The organism is Spiroplasma endosymbiont of Clivina fossor, from assembly GCF_964031115.1.
Classification (GTDB): domain Bacteria; phylum Bacillota_I; class Bacilli_A; order Mycoplasmatales; family Nriv7; genus Nriv7.
Window position 1 is genome coordinate 994,926 of record NZ_OZ035006.1, and the last position, 17,597, is coordinate 1,012,522.

20 protein-coding genes are annotated in these 17,597 nt (G+C 25.0%); 2 read left to right on the top strand and 18 right to left on the bottom strand.

What is annotated here, in order from left to right; all coding sequences use genetic code 4:
• Positions 1 to 3: 3 nt before the first annotated feature.
• From AAHM82_RS05990 to AAHM82_RS06055, 15 genes are all read right to left on the bottom strand, one after another.
• Complete coding sequence (locus AAHM82_RS05990) at positions 4 to 276, bottom strand: hypothetical protein (protein WP_342263809.1); 273 nt, start codon at positions 274 to 276, stop codon at positions 4 to 6.
• Positions 254 to 646, bottom strand: coding sequence for a hypothetical protein (locus tag AAHM82_RS05995; RefSeq protein WP_342263810.1), 393 nt, complete (start codon positions 644 to 646; stop codon positions 254 to 256). The genes AAHM82_RS05990 and AAHM82_RS05995 overlap by 23 nt, the downstream gene beginning before the upstream one ends.
• Before the next feature lie 22 nt (positions 647 to 668).
• Positions 669 to 917, bottom strand: a complete 249-nt coding sequence (locus AAHM82_RS06000) for a hypothetical protein (RefSeq protein WP_338968164.1) — start codon at positions 915 to 917, stop codon at positions 669 to 671.
• A gap of 2 nt (positions 918 to 919) precedes the next feature.
• Entirely contained in the window at positions 920 to 1,240 is a 321-nt protein-coding gene (locus AAHM82_RS06005; RefSeq protein ID WP_342263467.1) for a hypothetical protein, read from the bottom strand.
• Between the two features lie 3 nt (positions 1,241 to 1,243).
• Entirely contained in the window at positions 1,244 to 2,230 is a 987-nt protein-coding gene (locus AAHM82_RS06010; RefSeq protein ID WP_342223784.1) for a hypothetical protein, read from the bottom strand.
• Positions 2,231 to 2,254: 24 nt separating this feature from the next.
• A complete protein-coding gene (locus AAHM82_RS06015) occupies positions 2,255 to 2,587 on the bottom strand; it encodes a hypothetical protein (RefSeq protein ID WP_342263466.1) in 333 nt (110 codons plus the stop codon).
• A gap of 78 nt (positions 2,588 to 2,665) precedes the next feature.
• A complete protein-coding gene (locus tag AAHM82_RS06020) occupies positions 2,666 to 2,896 on the bottom strand; it encodes a hypothetical protein (protein ID WP_342263465.1) in 231 nt (76 codons plus the stop codon).
• A gap of 164 nt (positions 2,897 to 3,060) precedes the next feature.
• Positions 3,061 to 3,282 (bottom strand): hypothetical protein, encoded by a 222-nt coding sequence (locus AAHM82_RS06025; RefSeq protein WP_342263464.1) that lies wholly within the window; start codon positions 3,280 to 3,282, stop codon positions 3,061 to 3,063.
• 2 nt (positions 3,283 to 3,284) lie between these two features.
• The gene (locus AAHM82_RS06030) at positions 3,285 to 3,611 is read right to left on the bottom strand and encodes a hypothetical protein (RefSeq protein ID WP_342263463.1); all 327 of its coding nucleotides are present in this window, start codon (positions 3,609 to 3,611) and stop codon (positions 3,285 to 3,287) included.
• Between the two features lie 488 nt (positions 3,612 to 4,099).
• Complete coding sequence (locus AAHM82_RS06035; protein ID WP_342264833.1) at positions 4,100 to 6,268, bottom strand: hypothetical protein; 2,169 nt, start codon at positions 6,266 to 6,268, stop codon at positions 4,100 to 4,102.
• A gap of 266 nt (positions 6,269 to 6,534) precedes the next feature.
• Positions 6,535 to 7,155 (bottom strand): hypothetical protein, encoded by a 621-nt coding sequence (locus AAHM82_RS06040; RefSeq protein WP_342264834.1) that lies wholly within the window; start codon positions 7,153 to 7,155, stop codon positions 6,535 to 6,537.
• A gap of 196 nt (positions 7,156 to 7,351) precedes the next feature.
• Positions 7,352 to 7,744: a transposase family protein gene (locus tag AAHM82_RS13715; protein WP_342264845.1), complete on the bottom strand. Its 393-nt coding sequence runs from the start codon at positions 7,742 to 7,744 to the stop codon at positions 7,352 to 7,354.
• On the bottom strand, positions 7,741 to 8,181 hold the full coding sequence (locus AAHM82_RS13720; protein ID WP_342263396.1) for a transposase family protein: 441 nt from the start codon (positions 8,179 to 8,181) through the stop codon (positions 7,741 to 7,743). Before AAHM82_RS13720 ends, AAHM82_RS13715 begins: the two co-directional genes overlap by 4 nt.
• A gap of 65 nt (positions 8,182 to 8,246) precedes the next feature.
• Positions 8,247 to 8,561: a hypothetical protein gene (locus AAHM82_RS06050; protein WP_342264835.1), complete on the bottom strand. Its 315-nt coding sequence runs from the start codon at positions 8,559 to 8,561 to the stop codon at positions 8,247 to 8,249.
• Positions 8,562 to 9,127: 566 nt separating this feature from the next.
• On the bottom strand, positions 9,128 to 10,510 hold the full coding sequence (locus tag AAHM82_RS06055) for an Mbov_0401 family ICE element transposase-like protein (RefSeq protein ID WP_342264836.1): 1,383 nt from the start codon (positions 10,508 to 10,510) through the stop codon (positions 9,128 to 9,130).
• A gap of 244 nt (positions 10,511 to 10,754) precedes the next feature.
• On the opposite strand from AAHM82_RS06055, the gene AAHM82_RS06060 reads away from it, so the two are divergent.
• The gene (locus AAHM82_RS06060) at positions 10,755 to 12,875 is read left to right on the top strand and encodes a PQQ-binding-like beta-propeller repeat protein (RefSeq protein ID WP_342264837.1); all 2,121 of its coding nucleotides are present in this window, start codon (positions 10,755 to 10,757) and stop codon (positions 12,873 to 12,875) included.
• 268 nt (positions 12,876 to 13,143) lie between these two features.
• Positions 13,144 to 14,364, top strand: coding sequence for an IS256 family transposase (locus tag AAHM82_RS06065; protein ID WP_342263365.1), 1,221 nt, complete (start codon positions 13,144 to 13,146; stop codon positions 14,362 to 14,364).
• Positions 14,365 to 14,458: 94 nt separating this feature from the next.
• On the opposite strand, the gene AAHM82_RS06070 is transcribed toward AAHM82_RS06065, so the two are convergent.
• The 3 genes from AAHM82_RS06070 to AAHM82_RS06080 all read right to left on the bottom strand — a co-directional run bounded on the left by AAHM82_RS06070 (position 14,459) and on the right by AAHM82_RS06080 (position 17,593).
• Positions 14,459 to 14,920, bottom strand: coding sequence for a hypothetical protein (locus AAHM82_RS06070; protein ID WP_342263731.1), 462 nt, complete (start codon positions 14,918 to 14,920; stop codon positions 14,459 to 14,461).
• 50 nt (positions 14,921 to 14,970) lie between these two features.
• A complete protein-coding gene (locus tag AAHM82_RS06075) occupies positions 14,971 to 16,830 on the bottom strand; it encodes a hypothetical protein (RefSeq protein ID WP_342263732.1) in 1,860 nt (619 codons plus the stop codon).
• 265 nt (positions 16,831 to 17,095) lie between these two features.
• Positions 17,096 to 17,593 carry a hypothetical protein gene (locus AAHM82_RS06080; protein ID WP_342263733.1) on the bottom strand — a complete coding sequence of 166 codons (498 nt, stop codon included), beginning with the start codon at positions 17,591 to 17,593 and terminating at the stop codon, positions 17,096 to 17,098.
• Between the last annotated feature and the right edge of the window lie 4 nt (positions 17,594 to 17,597).

Genomic DNA, 17,597 nt, shown 5'->3' on the forward strand with positions numbered 1-17,597 from the left:
TTTTTAAAATATTTTATTTTTCATTGTTCTTTTTTCTTTAATTTTTTTAATAAGTCACTCAATACCACAATTTATAGTTACAGCTATTGTAATGCATATATCTAAATATCCTAGTATCATAAGTGAAATTAATGCTTCAAATTTTTCATATAATAATTTCAAATAATTAATTTCCAATTTTAAAAATGGAATGAAAAAGATAATAATTATAAAAATGTAAGGTAAAATTCTCCATCAATATTTTTTTAAAGAACTAATTAATTTGTTTGATTTCATTTTTCAAGGCTCTTTTTGCTTTAATTTTTTGAATAATAAAGCGGATTAATTTTTCAAATTTAATTGCAAAATATATTGCTCCGCCTCATCAAAAAACAAATATTCCTGCCAGCATAATACCACTATTGAACTTTCCAAAGAATTTAACCATCTCTTCATTCATAAAATTATTAAATTCGTTACTTGTTCCGGTTATTCATTTAGTATCGATTGCTGTTAATGCACAAATTAATAAGCTTATAAAGATGAAAATGATACTTAATGCTATTTTTAACCATTGCTTTTTAAAAGAATTTTTAATTCTTAATTTTAACAGCGCTTTTTCTTTTGAATTATCTTTTTTAAATAATTTTACTAAAAGTTTTTTCATTTTAATTCTTCTTTCATATTTTTTATCGTCCTTTAATCACAATAAATAAGGCAATAAGTACACAAGTAACGCCAAGAATGGTAAAGATTGGATGTTGTGAAAATGTTCGTGCCATTGGTTTAAACAGTTCTAAAATTGTTAAATTGCTAGTAATAAACTTTTTAAAATTGGCAAGGCCTTCGCTAATATAGTTCGTTAAAGTTTCAAAATGACTACCAGCTAATAATCCAAGAACAGTTATTAAGATAAAAATAATAATTAGTTTAAACATCGTTAGTTACCTTGTTTTATTTTTTTATTTCTTTGTTTTCAATTAATTTTATTTGGATTTATTGGTTTTATTTGTTTTTTAACTTTTCCTCACGCACTTAAACGACCACTATTTTTAACGGCATATTGGCGTTGCTTTTCTAAATTAACTTGTTGACTGCCAAAACCAAGAATAATTGCCATAAGAAATTCTACAGCAAGCGTTAAGAATAAGGGAAATATTAGTTGAATTTTTGTTCCCGGCACTTCAAGACTTCAAATTAAATCAAAAACTTTATAAAGCATTTGGGCAAGAAAGTCGGCCATTTTTGCGAGATTTTCCATTTTTTATTGTTCCTTTTCTTTCATTTTTCTTAAAAATTTGCTAAATTTATCCATTTTTAAGTATTCTAAGTCTTCTAAATCAATTGCCGTATCAGTATAGTATTTATCTTCATAATCAGGATTTACTTTTGAATTTAAGTAATCTCTTAAAAATGCTAGGTAAAAAGAATTGTAAGTATTAAGTATTGGTAGGGGAATTTTTAGTTTAAAAAAATAAATATCAAGTTCAGGAATATCCCGGTATTTAATGCGACGACCCTTTTTACTATTTTTAGCATCAATTAAGGTGTTTCGTCAGCGTTCATATTCTTCAATGCTAGTAAAGGTGCCATAGATGACTTTTAAGTAGGGTCGAAAAATATTAACGGGTTTTTTACGAATGCCCACAATCACATTATTGGCAATATCACGAACTTTAACTCAAATATGTTTATCTCTTTGACCGCTAGCAAGCACAATATGACCGAAATGCCGTGCCAGAGCGAAATATTCTTGAATACCGGTTTCTTCATTTTTGGTATTATTTTTTTCTCAATCAGTTCCTTCTAAAAATAAATTGGTTTCATCTCACAAAAGTAAGGTTTTGTCTGGCAATACCGGATAATCAAAGTCTAATAATCCCATATGTCCTAAACTTAATTTTTGAGTTTCTAGTAATGGAAAGGTTGAGGCGATGTGATATTTCTTCTTTTTTAGTAATTTTGATGCGTATACTAGAAAAGCGGTTTTTCCAGTTCCCAATGAACCTATCACAATATTTAATGGTGAATTTTTTAAGAAATTAATAACTTTGTTAATTTGTGTTAAATTACCAATTTTAAAAAGGAAAATTAAAATACAACCCGCTAAAAATAAATAGCTCACAATGTTTTTAAAATAACCGTTGTAAATATATCAAATTGCTCCGCAATGTCATAAAATTAAAAATGAGGTGCGATTTAATTCAATAAAATGGTTATTTTTTTCTATTATTCATTTGCAAAATTTCATCTTGCACCTCACTTTATTTTTTTGTTAGCGTACAGCTCCAAGTAATTTTTCAAACATTTTAAAGCAAATAAAGAATATTGCCAAAATAAATGGAAAAATGAATATTCAGTAGTCAGCAAAGAAGTTACCGACTTGTGGCATATTAACAGCAATAATTTCTCACATTTTAGTAAACGCTGTTATAATTGCATTTCACAATTTAGTCATCGCGTCACTAGCTGTTATTTTTTCTACTGTTGCTGGTGCATCGGCCAAGAAAATTCCAAACATATAATCACCCCCTTTCTTTTTAAAACATTCATCATTTATATTCAAAGTTTTTCTTAAATTTGTTAAAACCACGATTAACCTTAACACGATTGTGTTTTTTCCTAATTAATTTTGAATTTCTTTGTGAATGCATCACAATTTAGCTTCGCGACATTACTTTTGCTTCTATCTAAATACTGATATGGTTTTTCAAAGTAGCATTAGAATAAATCACACCATAACTGCTGTCAAGAATCAAAAAGCAATGTTTGCTATTAAAAGTCAAAGTGGCTCTTCAGTTAAATTAATTTCTTTACCACCAGTAATATGAGCTGGAATAGTTGTAATTTGAATAAATAAATCTCAGAAAGTTTGTTTAATTTGTTCTCAATTAAATTCTTTTAAGTTTATTGTCATTTTTTATCTCCCAAAAATCATTTTTATTGGTAAATACATAATTGAAATTAAGGCGAAAAGAAAAGTAATGATAATAATTAATCCGGCAATAAACGCAACTTGTGCAGGCATTTTTTCTATCGGAACAAACAGTTCTAAGAATTCCATGATAATTTTTCAAAACATTATTTTTTATCCGCGTTATTGTTTTTTGAATTAGGAGCTTTAACTCATTCTTCAAAGCGAGCAATAAATACTTTTTCGTCTTTTGTAAAATTACCAGTATTACTTTTAATGGCATTTTTATATTTAATTCGCATTTTTATTTTGGCATAAATTTTATAAGCAAAATATGCCAATAGCATTATGCAAATGATAATAAATATTATTCCAATCGCAATATTCATTTTTAAACTCCTTTAAAATAGTTATAATTTATATCTTTTTTGTTGTTTTCTTTTTCGGCAATGAAGAAGCCTAATAATTCTTGGCCTTTAATTAACTTGGTTTCTTGCTCTTGTTGATTAATTGAAATTACTTGATATTTACTATCTTTTATTATTCCGATGCAAATTGAATTTTCATATTTTCCTTTATAAACAAATCGCTTTGGAAACCAAATACCGATTTGTTCACTAAATCACGGAATTTTTGGGGCTTTAATAAGCATTGCGTTTTGTGTTTCTTTTAAGAGATATTTCTTAGTATTTAAGAAAATGTTTTCAATGTTTTTCATAATAAATTACCTCTCTTATAAATAAACTAAGTTATATTAACTAAGTTGTTAGTTAACTTAGTTTTTTAAACACTTATATATCGCAGATTTAAGTGTTTAACAAACTTTGTTACTGAATTTTGTTTTTTAATTAGATAAAGATTTTAATAATTTTAAACTTAGCATACCCCTATATAGAAATTTTTACACTTTAACATCCGCATCCTACCCTTGGAACTAATTTAATAGCGTGTATATTTTTAGGAAATCCACCCATTCATTTTTTTATTGCAAAACGAAACAAATTGCTATAGTTAATAGGATGTTATCTATTAACTGGTAAACTTCTTTTGGTTATGGCGACCACCCACAATTTATCGTGCTTTAATACATACCAACATTATTAATTCACTTGTATTTAATTTTCAAAGAACAAATTTTTAACATCTTATAAAATAAAAAGACAATCATTGCTGACTGTCTTAATACTTATTCAAATCTTTTCCCACCTAACAAAACTTTATGCGTCCGGCAAAGCCGATTAAAAATTGAAAGGTATAGTAAAAAGCTGGTACCGTTTTAAAAACTGGAAAAATGGCGGTTGAAAAGTTAACTGTTGCTTTTGCAATAGTTGCTAACGGGCGTAAAATTGTAATGATTTGTGACGCTGTCAGCATTCAATTTAGCATTTTAATACCAGCATTTTGAATGGCACATCCAATATCATTAAATGTTGGTATTCATCGTCCGGAATATTTGCAATTTGGTGGTGGGATTAGGTCATCCCATTCTGAATTGGTGGAACCATCAGGGATAAAGGCTGTTGAATTTAACACATTAAAGTCATAAATTTTAAAATTGTAGTTAGAGATATTACCTTTGTGATAAAGTGGAAAAGTTAAGGTAAAAATATTAATACCGTAACGAATATCAATATCGGTATTGAGATAATTAATACTGTTAGTGGTCTTGCCGGTTGGCAATGTGATCAGTTTATTGTCATAGGATTTAAGGACATTAAAATCAATTTGATAAATGCTATTGTTGTTTTTAATGGCATTATAATTTTCTTGGTGCGTTTTTTTATCAAAAGTAAAAAAATAACTTCTTAGTAATAATTCTGAATTTCCTATAACATTTATTAAGTATTTTTTAGGATAAAAAGTAATTAACGAGCGATAAAAAAATCCAACTTGAATAAAGTATTCCTTGTTATAGTTTTCTACGCCCTTAAAATCAATTTCGGTATGAGTTTTTTCGTCCATGTCAAAAGTAGCGTAAAATAAGCTGGCAAAGAAATTGCCAAGGATTTCGTAGATTTCATCAAAAATATTTTTATAATCGCTGTTGTTAATACTAGGAATGTTATTTTTAAAATATAGGTAAATATCATTTTTTAAATCGGGGTCATAGCGTAGAAAACTAAATCTAACATTGAGGTAATTTAAGGTTCCAAAAAGGTACTTAATTAGATAATAGTCGTTAGCATTTGCAGTATCATATTTTCAGATTTCCTTTTCATCGTGTAATAATTGTAAATAGTTATTTCCAGCAATTAGGGTTTTGTTAAATGCCTTAATTTTAAGGACATTATCGTTGGTATCTTCTTGTTTCGGAATGACCATTTTAATCGTATTTGTTCCTTGCAATTGTGTACTTGTTTCAGTTGCAGTAAATTTAACGGTGAAGGTTCTGTCAGCGACATTGTCTGTTGTTAAATCAAAAGTAGTGCTATCGTCTAAGTAATTGTTGTCATTATCTTTAATTTCTGTGTTATAGTCGGTGCCTTCAATTGCATTATTTACATTAGCAAGATTGTTAATTACTTCATTAAGTCTTTTTTTAATTTTTTTGATAACTTCAATTTTGGTTGCATTTGTCGGGTCAATTATTTCTGAGTTTGGTAAAATAGTTGAGGTCTTGTGATAAAAATAACTTTCTGCTTTAAAACCATGATTTTTAATGGTAAATTCTTTATAATAACCTTTTTCTAAGGTGTCAATGAAATTAAATACGGGTGTTCAATAGAGATAAGAGTAATTAAATTTATCAAAATCACCACGGTGAATCATTAAGTAATCAAGATTATCAACAACATCGTTATAGTTATGATTGCCATCAAATTTTGTTGTTGTTTCTGGCAAATCAATGTCCGTACTTGGTTTGGTTTCTAATTTTGCTAAAAATTTTTTAATATGAAATTTGTTTGAACCAGGATAACTATATTCTTGTATTGTTATTTTTACATCTTTAATTTTTTTAGCAGTATAAAAATATTCAATATTTGTTTTTTGAAAATCTTTATCAAAAAATTCTCTTTCTTCTGGGGTGCTGTTTTCTTTTTTATAATTATAAATTTCTTTAATTTCTTTAAATACTGGTTCATTGGTAAAGACAGCAAACCCTCTAGTATTTTCTCCATAATTTTTTATTTTCAAAGGTAATTGCTCTTTTACTGAATCAATATTAATATATACTGGGTCACTGCCTTTTTTATACAATGATTGTAAATAACTGTTATTTATTTCTGAAAATTTTAAGTCATATGTTTTATATTGAGTTTCTCTTTTATTTCTAATTAGTGATTGTGTTGTTATTTCATCATTGTTAATGTTTTGGGGAATGGTAAAAATGTTATTGAAACTAATAATTATCACGGTAAATATTTTCATAAACATTTTTTATCACTCCTTTTTAAAATATTTTATTTTTCGTTGTTCTTTTTTCTTTAATTTTTTTAATAAGTCACTCAATACCACAATTTATAATTACAGCTATTGTAATGCATATATCTAAATATCCTAGTATCATAAGTGAAATTAATGCTTCAAATTTTTCATATAATAATTTTAAATCATTAATTTCCAATTTTAAAAATGGAATGAAAAAGATAGTAATCATAAAAATGTAAGGTAAAATTCTCCATCAATATTTTTTTAAAGAATTAATGAGCTTGTGTGATTTCATTTTTTAAGGATTTTTTTGCTTTAATTTTTTGAATAATCAAGCGGATTAATTTTTCAAATTTAATTGCAAAATATATTGCTCCGCCTCATCAAAAAACAAATATTCCTGCTAGCATAATACCACTATTGAACTTGCCAAAGAATTCAACCATCTGTTTATTCATAAAATCATTAAATTCGTTACTTGTTCCAGTTATTCATTTAGTATTCATTGCTGTTAATGCACAAATTAATAAACTTATAAAGATGAAAATGATACTTAATACTATTTTTAACCACTGCTTTTTAAAAGAATTTTTAATTCTTAATTTTAATGGCATTTTTTCTTTTGAATTATCTTTTTTAAATAATTTTCCTAAAAGTTTTTTCATTTTAATTCTCCTTTCGTGTTTAAAAATTTTTAATTTTTGGTTTTTAATTATTAAGTCTGATTTTTGATTAATATGAATAGTATTTCACTTTTCTAATTCTAAAATTTCTTTATTTTTTTCCATTATTATGTATTTAAGAGTATTAACACTATTTTCTAATATGACATTAGCAATTTTTAATTTGTCATTCTCTGTTTCTAATTCTTGTTTTTTAGTTCATTTTTCCATTTTTTTACCTACCTTTAATTACAATAGACTTCTTGCAAAATTAATATGATAATTATAATTTTTAAATTTAAAATAAATATAAAAGTGTTATTAAAATAATTTTTAGATTATTTTTACAAATATTTTGTCATTAAAACATAATAAAAATTATTATTTACAATAAAAAAAGACTGAAATTTTAAATTATCAAATATATTTAAACTAATAGTTGTAAATTATAAATTGAAGCTATTAAATTAAATCTTAAAGCAAATCTTTTTCTACGATTTCGATATTTTTCACTAATAATTTTAAATTTTTTAAGTATAGCAAAAACATTTTCAATAACAATTCTCATTTTTGAAATTCGCTCATTATTTTGCTTTTCTTCTTTATTTAAAGGGTTTTTCTTTGATTTTCTTTTAGGAATTAAAACATTATGATTAATTTTTTGTATGCCTTGATAACCTAAATCCACTAAAACAGTTGTTTCTGGTAAAAATTTAATTTTTGAATCTTTTAAAATTTTAAAGTCATGGTTTTTACCATAAGAAAAATCAGAACTAATAATTTTTTTACTATCTTTTTCAATTATAACTTGTGTTTTTATTGTGTGTTTTTTCTTTTTTCCTGAGTAGTGCTGTTTTTGTCTTTTTTTGGGCGTTGGATTTGGCTTTCAGTTACATCAATTATAACAGTCTTATCTTTGAAATAATCTTTTAATAGTGATTTTTGACCAGTAAGTTGTTGAAAATTAGGGTGTTTTATTAAAGTGTCTTCAATTCATTTGATATTTCTATAACAACTACTTTCACTAATATCATAACTTTTTGCAATATGAAAATAAGTTCTATATTCTCTTCAATATTCTAAAGTCATTAAAATACGATTTTCTAATGATAATTTATTGGTTCTTCCGCGACGAAATCTCTTTTTTAATTCTTCTATTTTTAAAATTTCTAGCATTTTATTAAAAGTAGTATGTTTAATACCAGTTAATCTTAAAAAATTTTTATCACTTATTTGATTATTTTTTTTAAATTTCATTTAAATTCCACCTTTTTATTAAAAACAACAATTCAATTATATTTTAAATTAATTTTGCAAGAAGTCTAATAGTTATAATTTATATCTTTTTTGTTGTTTTCTTTTTCGGCAATGAAAAAACCTAATAATTCTTGTCCTTTAATTAATTTGGTTTCTTTTTCTTTTTGATTAATTGAAATTACTTGATATTTACTATCTTTAATTATTCCAATGCAAATCGAATTTTCATATTTTCCTTTATAAACAAATCGCTTTGGAAACCAAATACCGATTTGTTCATTAAATCACGGAATTTTTGGTGCTTTAATAAGCATTGCGTTTTGTGTTTCTTTTAAAAGATATTTTTTAGTATTTAAGAAAATGTTTTCAATGTTTTTCATAGTAAATTACCTTTCTTATAGATAAACTAAGTTATATTAATTAAGTTAGTTAACTTAGTTTTTTAAACACTTATATATCGCAGATTTAAGTGTTTAACAAGCCTTGTTAGTAAATTTTGTTTTTTTATTATTATTAGATAAAGATTTTAATAATTTTAAACTTAGCATACCCCTATAATAGAAATTTCTACACTTTAATATCCGCATCCTACCCTTGGAACTAATTTAATAGCGTGTATATTTTTAGGAAATCCACCCATTCATTTTTTTATTGCAAAATGAAACAAATTGCTATAGCTAATAGGGTGTTATCTATCAACTGGTAAACTTCTTTTGGTTATGGCGACCGCCCACAATTTATCGTGCTTTAATACATACCAATATTATTAATTCACTTGTATTTAATTTTCAAAGAACAAATTTTTAACACCTTATAAAATAAAAAGACAATCATTGCTGACTGTCTTAATATTTATTCAAATCTTTTCCCACCTAAGAAAACTTTATGCGTCCTTATTAATTATTATTAAATTTTGACTAAATATATATTAATTTTATATTTTTACTTACTTAAATCTATTATATTTATTTGTTACAGCATTACCTTTATAGTTAATTCAACTATCATCATTTTTATTATTATATTTATTTCATAATGAATTTTTATATATTTCTTTTCTGATTTCTATTTCTGAATTAATGCTTTCATTAATGTAATGTAATACATTTAAGTTGTTTAAATTTGCCATTCTTAAATGTAATAAGTTATTTAAATTCTTATGATTATATATTTTTGCTCCATATCCTAATTGTTGTTTTATTAAATGTGATACATCACTTTCAATGCTACAACCGATATTTCATTCTAAATTTTGATTATGAATACCATATTTATTATTACTGAAATAATTACTCGCCTTTTTCAAATTTGTTTTAATATCTTTATTTAATTCATTTTTAGCAACATTACGAATGTTTTTGATTAATTCTTGATGATTTCCATCCTTATATAATTTAATTCAACTATTTAGTGTTACTTTGCGATTTTCAAAAATAATATTAAATGCCGTTTGTTTTAATTTTTTAATAGCGTGATAACCATCTAAAATATATCTAACATTACCAAAACTATTGGCAATTTCTCTAATTCAAGTATCACCATCGCCACAAACAATTATTTTGTCATAATTAATATTTACATAATGTTTTTGTAATTCCTTAATTAATAAATCACGATAATCCATCGTATTTATTCGTTTACCAACTTTTAACATTAGAAAATGACCTCGTTTATTTTCTAATTCTCTACGAGCATTTTTGTATTTTTTTTCTTTATGTCCGGTATGAAAAGTAACTAAACGAATTCTTTGGTCTTGTTTAACTTTATGGTCTAATGTCGCTAAAAATGTCTCATCTAGTTGAATATATAAATCCTTATTTTTAACATCAATTCTAGTTTTAGTTTCTTTTTCTGCTAGTTGAAAATATTCAGCAATATCATATTTATTTAAAATATTCGAAATACTAGCTTTTGAAATATAACAATGATTTAGAGCATCTAAAACATCACGATACCTTTTACCATCACCTAAAAGACTTAAAACTTTAAATTGGACATCAAAATAAATGCGTTGTTTGGGCAGTAAACCAATTTCTTTATCTAACAAACATACATATTCAAATTTACCTGATTTTTGATTTCAATATTTATATCGGCGTCGTTTAAAAATAACTTCACCAAAAATTGTAATAATTGTTCTTCATGCAAAATGAACTACTTTATAACCTTGTTTTAACCGATAATGATATTTATATAAGTATTCATCTAATTTTTCGTATTCATTAGCTAGTTGTTCACATTTATTAATGTACATATTTTTATGGGTTGTAAATAAACTTAATCAATGCTTGTTTTCTAAGGTTTTTACATTATTATTAATTTCTAACATAAAAAATCACCTTTCTTGGTAGAGTAATTTTAACAAAGTTAAATTTCGTTAACTTATTTTTCTTTTTTAAAGATAAATGTTTTTCTAGAATTAGTATTTAATATTTTGAAAAAATAATAGAAATTATTATTTGATAGTTTATAATTAATTTGTATTAATTAGACTGTACAAATTTGAGAAAGGATGTTGATTGTTCGGTAAATTTTATTAATTATTAAAAATTCACGAAAAGGATTTGATTAACATGAAAAAGTTACTTAGTTTATTAAGTACAATAACAATGGCGGGAAGCGGAATATCAGGCATTGTTGCCAATAGTCCTTATGAAAAACAAGAACAACAAACTAAATTAGAAAACATAAATTATAAAAGACAAAAACGAAACAATAATGAAAATAATAAAATAAATAGAACAAAAATTGTTATTAAAACAGGTGGGCACATTTTTTCTTCGGGTGTGGTTTTCAACAGTAAATTATATTTTGGTTCATGAGATGGTAATGTTTATGAGTATGATCCAGCAACAGGACAACAAAAAATTGTTATTAAAGCAAATAGTATTGTTTTTTCTTCGGGTGTAGTTTTCAACAATAAATTATATTTTGGTTCGCATGATCACAATGTATATGAATATGATCCAGCAACAGGACAACAAAAAATTTTGATCACACTAAAGGATGAAGTTCTTTCTTCGGGGGTCGTGTTAAATAATAAATTATATTTTGGTTCAGGTGATCATAATGTATATGAGTATGATCCAGTAATAGGCCAACAAAAAATTGTTATTAAAGCAAATAATGTCATTCATTCTTCTGGCGTGGTTTTCAACAATAAATTATATATTGGTTCACATGATCACAATGTATATGAATATGATCCAGCAACAGGACAACAAATGGTTATCATTACAACAAAGGGCGAGATTTTTGCTAGTGGAATTATTTTAAATAATAAATTATATTTTGGTTCAAAAGATCATAATGTATATGAATATGATCCAGCAACAGGACAACAAAAAACTGTCATAAAAACAGAAGAAGGAATTTGATCTTCTGGTGTGGTTTTCAACAATAAATTATATTTTGGTTCAATAGATCACAAAGTATATGAATATAATCCAGCAACAGGACAACAAAAAGTTGTCATTACAACAAATGGAGAAATTAAATCTTCTGGGATAGTTTTCAACAATAAATTATATATTGGTTCAGGAGATCACAATGTTTATGAATATTCAGCAACAGGACAACAAAAAATTGTTATTAGAACAAATAACTGAGTTGATTCTTCTGGTGTGGTTTTCAACAATAAATTATATATTGGTTCAGGAGATGGTAATGTTTATGAATATAGTAATTACTATAATTTAGGACAAATTAATAATGATTCTGATAATACAATTTTAAATGAATTAAATTATTTAAATCCTGATTTAGATATTTCACTATTAGAAATAGTTAACAAAACAAATAATTCAGCGATAATAAAAGAAAAAAATAATAGTAATAATAAATATTTTGGAGAAGTTATTGTTAATTATAAAATTAAAAATAAAGATGAAATTAATGATATTAATTTAAACGAATTAATTAAAAGAGCAGTATTTTTTAAGTTTCGAGATGAAAATCCAAATTTAATATTTAAAGAAATAAGTAATGTTAATAGTAATAATTTAAATTTTTCAAATACTGAAATAACAAAACAAGAAAATTCATTTTTATGATCTAATGTTCCTAAAAATGTATGTTCTGATAGAGAAATTATCAATAAAACCCCAAATACAAGATCATTTAATGTACCCGCTTGTGAATATAATTCAAAATCAAAATTAGTATTTCAAATTACAACAGGATTAACTAAAACAAAACAAGAAAATAAATTAAATGGTTGAAACATAAATTCTGATGATGAAATGAAATTAACAGATTTTACAAATATAAATAATAAAAATTCTGAAATCATTAATGTATTATCAAATGAATTTGATTTATCAAACACAAATAAACAAGAACAAGAAATGATTTTAAGTATTTTTAAGGAACCCGCTGATAAATTTGAACTTAATCCCAATGAAAAATTAAAAATTACTTATCCAGTAAGAATAATTATATCTAAAGTTATATTAAATTTAAAACAAAAAATTACAGGAAATATTACTGCCAAAATAATTGATGATAACAATAAAGAACAAATAATTACATTATCAATTACAAAAGTAATGCAAATTTTACAAAAATATAGTTTATTACCCAATGAAATTACTATAGATAAAAATAATGATAAAATAACATTTAACGGTGGCGCATTTTTTTCATCAGAAAGAGAAGGGCCGGTAAGAACAAATACAGTTACTACTATAGTATAAGGTTTTATAAAAACGATATTAGCCTATTTAGAACAATAACTTTAATTAAAACAAGCACAACAAGTTTAAATTTCTTGTAAAAATAAAAAATGTTCAAACCAGTAATTAACTAAAATTACTGGTTTTTATTCTGACAAAATAGAAAGAAGAAAAAATTAAAAAATTGTTTAGTTAATTCAAGGGGCTTGTGATCATAGAAAGAGCCTGTCCAAAATTCTGTGTCTCGATAATTCATTCTGAATTATACTTAAAAGAAGGAGAACAGAAAATGACAAAAAAAATAAAAAAAGAACCTGACGCAATTGATAAAGTTGTTGATTATTTTTTAGAAAATATTGATAATCCACAAGATTTATTTAAAGGCAATACTATTTTTCAGGAATTTACCAAAAAATTAACTGAACGAATGTTAAATACGGAAATTAAAGATTATCTTGAAACTGATGAGAATCATAATAAAAGAAATGGCAACACACAAAAAACCATTATTACTAAAAATGGTTCAATCGCAATTGATGTACCAAGAGATCGAAATAGTACTTTTGAACCAGTAATTATTCCAAAAAGACAAAGAAGATTTGATAACTTTGATCAAAAAGTAATTTCTTTATATGCAAGAGGAATGACAATTTCTGATATCAAAGCACAATTGCAAGAATTCTATCACGGAGCAGAAATTTCAGAAAGTTTAATTAGTCAAATAACTGATGATGTTATTGAAGAAGTTAAAATGTGACAAACTAAACCTTTAGAGAAGATTTATCCGATTGTTTATTTTGATTGTATTGTTGTTAAAGTAAAGCAAGATAAACGAATAATAAATAAAGCAGTTTATCTTGCCTTAGGAATTAATTTAGATGGTTTAAAAGATATTTTAGGAATGTGAATTAGTGAGAATGAGGGAGCCAAATTTTGACTTAATAATCTTACGGAAATGAAAAATCGTGGGTTACAAGATATTCTTGTTGCTTGTAGTGATAATTTAACTGGGATGTCTGATGCAATAGAAGCTGTTTTCCCAAAAACACAGCATCAATTATGCATTGTTCATCAAATTCGCAATAGTTTAAAATTTGTTCCTTACAAAGATCGCAAACTTGTAGCTAATGATTTAAAATCAATTTATACAGCAATTAATGAAGAAATAGCGTTAATTGCTTTAGATCATTTTTCAGAAAAATGAAATAAAAAGTATCCACAAATTACTAAATCATGAAAAAATAACTGAAATAATTTAATAATTTTTCTTGAATATCCTCAGGAATTTAGAAGAATTATTTACACAACTAATGCGATTGAATCTGTTAATAGTCAATTAAGAAAAGTCATTAAGAATAAAAAGATTTTTCCTAATGACGCATCAGTTTTTAAAATATTTTATTTAGCATTTCAAAATATGGTTAAGAAATGAACGATGCCAATTCAAAATTGGGGTAGTGCAATTTCACATTTAATGATAAAATTTGAGGACAGAGTGAATTTAAGTTAATTACTTAGAGACACAGTTAATTGTACAGTCCCCATAGAAAACTACCTTTATAGGTTAGTGATTTTAACAGTTTTTAAATTTAGTTATTAAAGGTTTAACCTTCAATTTTTGTTATTAGTTGTGTTCAAGTAGGATTTCTTAATATTGTTACTTTTAGATTAAAGATTTCCTTTTTTTGAATATTACCGTTTTCAATTTCTTCATACTTGATATTAAAGTTGAGTTTTGTAAGTTCATCAAGAATATTTTCGTTTTTTGCATGGTAATTATCTATTATGCTATGTATTGTCTTTTCGTTAATTGGAGATATTGTATCAATTTTTATTCAGTTTGGCATATTTTTTGGTCATTGTTGTGTATGTATATATAAATCTCATTTTATATCAGTTTTAGGTTTTTCTCATCTATTTTTTACTAAGTAAACAAATCCTTTTTTTAAGTTTAATTCGTATGATTCATTCTCAATTTGTAATATTGGTTCATTTGCTTTTTTAGAACAACCAACTATTGGTAATGTTATTAGTCCTAAAACAGCGGTTATATTTAAAAATTTCATAAAATTAACTCCTTTATTTTGTTTTTTCAATATATATATATATATATATATTATACGAAAATCCTTAAAATCATTAGAAAAATGGCAAAGCCGATTAAAAACTGAAAGGTATAGTAAAAGGCGGGTACCGTTTTAAAAATTGGAAAAATGGCAGTTGAAAAGTTAACTGTTGCTTTTGCAATGATTGCTAATGGTCGTAAAATCGTAATGATTTGTGAAGCAGTGAGCATTCAGTTTATCATTTTGATGCCAGCATTTTGAATGGCACAGCCAATGTCATTAAAAGTTGGTATTCATCGTCCAGAATATTTGCAATTTGCTGGCGGAATTAAATCATCTCATTCTGAGTTGGTTGAGCCATCAGGTATAAACGCCGTGGAATTTAAGACATTAAAGTCATAAATTTTAAAATTGTAGTTAGAGATATTGCCTTTATGATAAAGCGGAAAAGTTAAGGTAAAAATATTAATACCATAGCGAATATCAATGTCGGTGTTAAGATAATTAATATTATTAGCAGTGTTACTGGCTGACAATTTAATTAGTTTATTGTCATAAGATTTAAGAACATTAAAATCAATTTGATAAATGCTATTGTTGTTTTTAATGGCATTATAATTCTCTTGGTGCGATTTTTTATCAAAAGTAAAGAAATAACTTCTTAGTAATAATTCTGAGTTTCCTATAATATTTACTAAGTATTTTTTGGGATAAAAGGTAATTAATGAACGGTAAAAGAAACCGATTTGAATAAAATAATCCTTCTTATAGTTTTCTACACCTTTAAAATCAATTTCTGTATGAGTGTTTTCATCCATATCAAAAGTAGCATAAAATAAACTTGCAAAGAAATTGCCAAGAATTTCGTAGATTTCGTCAAAAACATTTTTGTAATCGCTGTTGTTAATACTAGGTATGTTGTTTTTAAAATAAAGGTAAATGTCATTTTTTAATTCAGGGTCGTATCTCAAAAAACTAAATTTAACATTAAGATAATTTAAGGTACCAAAAAGGTACTTAATTAGGTAATAATCGTTAGTATTTGCCGTATCATATTTTCATATTTCACTTTCACCATGTAATAATTGTAAATAGTTATTACCTGCGATTAAGGTTTTATTAAAAGCTTTAATTTTTAAAACATTCTTATTAATTTCATTCTCACTACTAGAAGTCTTATGATGAAAATAGCTTTCATCTTTAAAACCATGGTTTTTAATGATAAATTCTTTGTAATAACCTTTTTCTAAGGTGTTAATGAAATTAAATATTGGCGTTCAATAGAGATAAGAGTAATTAAATTTATCAAAATCACCACGATGAATCATTAAATAATCAAGATTATCAACAACATCGTTATAGTTATGGTTGCCATCAAATTTGGTGGTTTTTTCTGGTAAATCAATATCGGTTGATGGTCTTATTTGACCTTCAATTTTTGTTATTAGTTGTGTTCAAGTAGGATTTCTTAATATTGTTACTTTTAGATTAAAGATTTCCTTTTTTTGAATATTACCGTTTTCAATTTCTTCATACTTGATATTAAAGTTGAGTTTTGTAAGTTCATCAAGAATATTTTCGTTTATTGCATGGTAATTATCTATTATGCTATGTATTGTCTTTTCGTTAATTGGAGATATTTTATCAATTTTTATTCAGTTTGGCATATTTATTGGTCATTGTTGTGCATGTATATATAAATCTCATTTTATATCAGTAGTAGGTTTTTTTCATCTATTTTTTACTAAGTAAACAAATCCTTTTTTTAAGTTTAATTCATAAGTTTCTTTGCTTTCTCTTTTATTTCTAATTAGTGAATTTGCTGTTGTTTTGTCATTGTTAATGTTTTGGGGAATGGTAAAAATGTTATTTAAACTAATAACTATCACGGTAAATATTTTCATAAACATTTTTATCCTTCCTTTTTAAAATATTTTATTTTTCATTATTCTTTTAGCTTTAATTTTTTTAATAAATCACTCAATGCTACAGTTTGTAATTACCGCTATTGTAATGCATATATCTAAATACCCTAATATCATAAGTGAAATTAATGCTTCAAATTTTTCATATAATAATTTCAAATCATTAACTTCCAATTTTAAAAACGAAATGAAAAAGATAGTAATCATAAAAATGTAAGGTAAAATTCTCCATCATTATTTTTTTAAAGAATTAATGAGTTTGTTTGATTTCATTTTTCAAGGCTCTTTTTGTTTTAATTTTCTGAATAATCAAGCGGATTAATTTTTCAAATTTAAGTGAAAAATATATTGCTCCGCCTCATCAAAAAACAAATATTCCTGCCAGCATAATACCACTATTGAACTTACCAAAGAAATCAACCATCTGTTTATTCATAAAATCATTAAATTCGTCATTTGTTCCGGTTATTCATTTAGTATCGATTACTGTTAATGCACAAATTAATAAGCTTATAAAGATGAAAATGATACTTAATACTATTTTTAACCACTGATTTTTAAAAGAATTTTTAATTCTTAATTTTAATGGCATTTTTTCTTTTGAATTATCTTTTTTAAATAATTTTGCTAAAAGTTTTTTCATTTTTATGTATTTAAGAGTATTAACACTATTTTCTAATATTACATTAACAATTTTTAATTTGTCATTTTCTATTTCTAATTCTTGTTTTTTAGTTCATTTTTCCATTTTT